Below are 5,309 nucleotides of genomic sequence, written 5' to 3'. Positions count from 1 at the left end.
CGGGACCGCAACGTCGACGCCTTCTGCGCCGGGTACGCCGAGGTCAGCGACTCCGACCCGCGCGACACCGGTGCGCTCCTCCGGGCGTACACGCTGGACAAGGCCCTCTACGAGGTGGTGTACGAGTCGCGCAACCGGCCCAGCTGGATGGGGGTCCCGCTGGGCGCGGTCGAGCGGATCCTCGCGACGGACTAGCGCCTTGCCGTCAGCTCGCGGGCAGCTGGTCCTTGGCCCACTTGTAGTCGGCCTTGCCCGCGGGCGAGCGGCGGATCTCGGGCACGTCCACGATCACCTTGGGGACCTTGTAGTTGGCCAGGGACTGACGCAGGAACTCGGACAGCTCGTCCTGCTCGACCGACTGGCCCTCGCGGAACGAGACCACGGCGGCGACCTTCTGGCCGTAGCGCGGGTCCGGCGCCCCGGCGACCAGCGCGTCGTGCACGGCGGGGTGCGCCTTGAGCGCCTGCTCGACCTCCTCCGGGAAGACCTTCTCGCCGCCGGTGTTGATGCACCCCGAGCCGCGGCCGAGGAACACGATGGTGCCGTCCTCGCGGAGCTGGCCCATGTCGCCCAGCACCGAGACGCGTCGGCCGTCGACCACGGGGAACGTCTTGGCGGTCTTCTCCGGGTCGTTCCAGTAGCCGATCGGCAGGTGCCCGCGGCGGACGATGTAACCGATCTCGTCCGAGCCCGGCTCGATGGGCCGGAAGTCCTCGTCGACCAGGCCGAGCTTGGGGCTGGCCGGGATGGTCATCTCGCCGGACTCGCTCATCCCCAGCTCGCCGTCGTTGCCGGCCTCCGAGGCGCCGAAGTTGTCGCGGATGATGATGTTGGGCAGCACCTCGAGCACACGCTCGCGGCTGGACTTGGACCAGATGCCGCCACCGGAAGCCATCATGAACAGCGTGCTGAAGTCCATGGTCTCGGTGCCCTTGACCAGCTCGTCGGTCAGCGGCACCGCCATGCCGTCGCCGACGAACATGAGGATGTGGGCCTTGTGCTCGGCGGTCGCACGGATGATCTCCGCCGCGTCGAACTCGCGGAACATGATCAGGTGGCCTCCGAGGTTGACGAAGGTCAGCAGCGTGAACAGGCCTGCACCGTGCATGAGCGGGGCCGAGATGACCACCTTCATCCCGCCCTCGGGCGAGACGTTGTCGGCGACCTCGGCGGGGCTGTGCCGCTTGTCACCGTAGGGGTTGCCACCGGACAGGCACGCGTAGAAGTAGTCCGACATGTGCCACTGCACGCCCTTGGGGAAGCCGGTGGTCCCGCCGGTGTAGACGATCCAGTGGTCGTCGCCGCGGACGGGCTCGAAGTCCCGCTCCGCCGACTGTGCCGGCCACTCGGTGTCCCCGTCCACCACCGTGAGGCCCCTCTCGGCACATGCCGAGGCCAGGACCTCCGGGACTCCGCCGAACACGATCACCGTGCGCACGGTCTCGAGCTTCGGGACCGCGGCGGCCATGGTCTCGGCGAACTCGGCGTCGACCAACACGGCGATCGACTTGGAGTCGTTGAACAGGTAGACCAACTCGGGCGCGGTGTACCGGTAGTTCACGTTGATCCCGGCCACCCGGGTCTTCATGCACCCGATGATGGCCGCCATGTGCGCGGCGCTGTTCTTCATGTACAGCGCGACGTGGCTGAGCGGCTCCGCACCGTGTGCGCGGAGCAGGTGACCCATCTGGTTGGCGAGATCGTCGACCTGACGGTAGGTGTAGTCGACGCCGTCCATGGTCAACAGTGCGTTGTCCGGGATCTTGTCGGCGACGGCCTCGAACACCGCGGCCTGGTTCATCTCCGGGTTGGTTCCGGCGAGCGGATCGGTCGAATGGTCAGCAGCTTCGGTCATGGCAGAATCCTTCGCGAGGGCGGACGAAATGTGGCTGTCCTCACATTGTGACCTGAACTTGTTCTCATGTCCAGACGGCACCCTGATCAGGCCAAACTCTCAATAAGTAGAACGAGTTCTAGAGCAAGTCGTGTCCACGACAACGATTATGCGTGACCCCACGCCCCCGAGCGCCTACATTTTGGACATGAGTTCACGGCGGTCCCCAGAGAGCCGCGCGCCCTACGACGGGGGCCTGATGCTGCCCCACGCCACCCGGGCGGGGACCGTCCCGGTGGACGGTCGCCGATCGGCCGCCCCGGAGGCGGATCGACCGTCCGCCCGGAGACCGGCACTGACCGGCCCGGGGGCTCAGGGGACCCTCCGGTCCCGCGGACTGGCCGGAGGACTGAGGATGTTCGTCCGCCCGGCCCTCGACAAGATGCCGGCGACCGACGTGTCCCTCGGCCGACTGCGAGCACTGACGTCCGGAGCCGGCCGGGCGGCCGCCCTCGAGACCACCAACGACTGGTCCTCGGACGGCCCCGTTCCCGGGCTCTGGGTGGGTCGTAAGCGGTTCTTCCACTCGGACAAGGTGATCTTCCACATCCACGGGGGCGGCTTCACCTTCGGTTCACCCTGGTCGCACAAGGCCCTGGCGTCGCGGATCGCCAGCGAGACCGGCGTGCCCGTCTTCCTGCCCGACTACAGGCTCGCACCGGAGCATCCGCACCCCGCGGCCACGGAGGACACCCTCGCGGGCTGGGAGTGGCTGCTGAGCATGGGCTTCCGGGCGGAGGACATCGTGGTGGCCGGGGACTCCGCCGGCGGCAACCTCGCCCTCCAACTCGTGGCGGCCCTCGAGAAGAAGCAGGCCGCGATGCCGGCGGGGGTCGTCCTGCTCTCGCCGTGGGTGGACCTGGACTTCACGGACATGACCGCCCGCGACCGCACCCGCAAGGACCCGTTCCTCGCCCTGGGCCTGGCCGAGCTCTGCCGACGGCAGTACGCACCGGGAGTGGACCCGGAGGACCCCGCGATCTCGCCGATCAACCACGTCCCGTCCCCCGACTGGCCGCCGTTCCTCATCCAGTGCGGCGGCGAGGAGATCTTCTGCGGGGGGATCGAGAACCTCGCCGAGCGTTTCGCCGAGCACGGGGTCCGTCACGAGTTCCAGCTGTGGCCACACCAGTTCCACGTGTTCCAGGTGTTCCACCCCCTCGTCCCCGAGGCCAAGGTCGCGGTGCGCGACATCGGGTCGTTCGTCCGCGGGTGCCTGCGCGGCTGAGCACTCCGGTCAGACCGTCAGCACCAGGCCCGACGTCGGCACGCCGGTACCCGCGGTCACGACCAGTTTCTCGGCACCCGGCACCTGGTTGACCGAGTCGCCCCGCAGCTGACGCACGCCCTCGGCGATGCCGTTCATGCCGTGGATGTAGGCCTCACCCAGCTGGCCACCGTGCGTGTTGAGCGGCAGTCGGCCGCCCACCTCGAGCGCACCCGGTTCGCGGACGAAGTCCTTGGCCTCTCCTCGGCCACAGAAGCCCAGTTCCTCGAGCTGCATGAGGACGTACGGCGTGAAGTGGTCGTAGAGCACCGCCATGTCCATGTCCTGCGGACGCAGGCCGGACTGGGCCCACAGCTGGTCGCCGACGATGCCCATCTCGGGCAGTCCCGCGAGCTCCGGGCGGTAGTACGAGGTCATGATGTACTGGTCCGGCCCCGAGCCCGAGGCGGCCGCCGCGATCGACACCGGCCGATGCGGCAGGTCACGCGCCCGCTCGGGGGTCGTCACGACGATCGCCTGTCCGCCGTCGGACTCCTGGCAGCAGTCCAGCAGGTGCAGCGGCTCGGCGATGTAGCGCGAGCTCTGGTGGTCGGCGAGCGTGATGGGCTTGCCGTGGAAGAACGCGGCCGGGTTGGCGGCGGCGTGTTTGCGATCCACCACCGCGACCCGGCCGAAGTCCTCGCTGATGGCTCCGTACTCGTGCATGTAGCGCTGCGCGACCATGGCCACGAAGCCCGCCGGGGTCGAGAGCCCGTGCGGGTAGGAGAAGGCGTTGTCCGTACCGGAGGAGTTGACCTGCTGGACCAGTGCGGAGTTGACCTGGCCGAACCGCATCCCGGAGCGCTCGTTGAACGCGCGGTAGCAGACCACGACCTCGGCCACGCCCGTCGCCACGGCCATCGCGGCCTGCTGCACGGTCGCGCACGCGGCACCGCCGCCGTAGTGGATGCGGGAGAAGAAGTTCAGTGAGCCGATGCCGGCGGCGCGGGCGACCGCGATCTCGGTGTTGGTGTCCATGGTGAACGACACCAGTCCGTCGACATCGGCCGGCTGTAGCCCCGCGTCAGCCACGGCCGCGCGCACGGCCTCGGCGGCCAGGCGCAGCTCGGAGCGGCCCGAGTCCTTGGAGAAGTCGGTGGCGCCGATCCCGACGATCGCAGCCTTGTCTGCCAGGGTGCTCACTGCGGGTCTCCATTCATGTAGAGGGTCGCCGTCGAGGTGACGTGCGCGCCCAACGAGTCCGTGCCGACGATCTTCACCGTGACCAACCCGTCGTCGTCGACCCCCGTGACCTCACCGGTCAGGGTGAGGGAGTCGTAGGCGTACCAGGGCACGCCGAGGCGCAGCCTGATCGAGGTGATCCGTGCGCGCCGGCCCGCCCAGTCGGTGACGAACCGCTGCACCAGGCCGGTGTCGGTGAGGATGTTGACGAAGATGTCCTTGGAGCCCTTGGCATGGGCGAGGTCGCGGTCGTGGTGGACGTCCTGGAAGTCCCGGGTCGCCAGGGCGGAGGCCACGATGAAGGTCGGGGTGCCCTCGATGGTCAGCTCGGGGAGCCTGTCCCCCACCGCCACGGCGGGCGGCTCGGCGGGGCAGATCACTCGATCGGTGCTCACTTGGCGACCTCTTTCTTCACCTCGGGCATCTGACGCTCCACCGGCGGGGCGCCGGCGGGTCGCCACGCGTACAGCGTCCACGGCTCGGTGCCGAACGCGGCGTCCTCGGCCGGGTCGCCGGGCATGTCGAGGAACTCGACCTCCACCGGCATGCCGATCGACACCTCGGCCGGGTCGACGTCGCGTAGCTCGCCGAGCATCCGCACCCCCTCCTCCAGCTCCACGAGGGCGATGACGAACGGGAACCGTGTGCGGCCCGGCACACGCGGGGCGTGGTGGGTGACGAAGCTGAAGACGGTGCCGCGACCGGAGGCCACGACGTAGTCGGTCTGCTCGGACCTGGTCTTCCACAGCGCCGGCACGGGCGGGTGCTGCAGCGAGCCGTCCTCGCGCGTCTGGACACGCAGTTCGTGGGCGCGGACGCCCTCCCAGAAGAAGCGGGTGTCGTGCGAGACCGACGGGCGCAGGACCTCGCCCACCACCAGGTCGTCGGTCGCCGAGCCGGAGCTGGCCACGATCGGGTCGGCGGGAGCGTCCGCGGGCTCGTCGGCCGCCGGCCCGGCGGTCTTCA

At 69.4% G+C, this 5,309-nt stretch carries 5 protein-coding genes and 1 pseudogene; 2 read left to right on the top strand and 4 right to left on the bottom strand.

From position 1 onward, the window contains the following. Positions 1-195, top strand: a pseudogene (locus G6027_RS11940) (hypothetical protein); the annotation flags it as partial. 10 nt (positions 196-205) lie between these two features. On the opposite strand, the gene G6027_RS11935 reads toward G6027_RS11940, so the two are convergent. After that, the gene (locus tag G6027_RS11935; protein WP_182637366.1) at positions 206-1,855 is read right to left on the bottom strand and encodes an AMP-binding protein; all 1,650 of its coding nucleotides are present in this window, start codon (positions 1,853-1,855) and stop codon (positions 206-208) included. 187 nt (positions 1,856-2,042) lie between these two features. Here G6027_RS11935 and G6027_RS11930 point away from each other — a divergent pair, with 187 nt between their 5' ends. Beyond that, positions 2,043-3,122 (top strand): alpha/beta hydrolase, encoded by a 1,080-nt coding sequence (locus G6027_RS11930; protein ID WP_241727063.1) that lies wholly within the window; start codon positions 2,043-2,045, stop codon positions 3,120-3,122. Between the two features lie 9 nt (positions 3,123-3,131). Here the strand turns inward: G6027_RS11930 and G6027_RS11925 are convergent, their stop codons facing one another. The 3 genes from G6027_RS11925 to G6027_RS11915 all read right to left on the bottom strand — a co-directional run. After that, entirely contained in the window at positions 3,132-4,304 is a 1,173-nt protein-coding gene (locus G6027_RS11925; RefSeq protein ID WP_182637365.1) for a lipid-transfer protein, read from the bottom strand. After that, a complete protein-coding gene (locus G6027_RS11920; RefSeq protein ID WP_346995716.1) occupies positions 4,301-4,738 on the bottom strand; it encodes a MaoC family dehydratase in 438 nt (145 codons plus the stop codon). Before G6027_RS11920 ends, G6027_RS11925 begins: the two co-directional genes overlap by 4 nt. After that, positions 4,735-5,309: Zn-ribbon domain-containing OB-fold protein (locus G6027_RS11915; RefSeq protein WP_182637364.1), on the bottom strand; the 575-nt coding region annotated here is incomplete at its 5' end. The genes G6027_RS11920 and G6027_RS11915, both read right to left, overlap by 4 nt.

The organism is Dietzia sp. SLG310A2-38A2 (assembly GCF_014145095.1).
GTDB lineage: Bacteria > Actinomycetota > Actinomycetes > Mycobacteriales > Mycobacteriaceae > Dietzia.
This window is presented reverse-complemented; position numbering and strand designations above follow the sequence as displayed.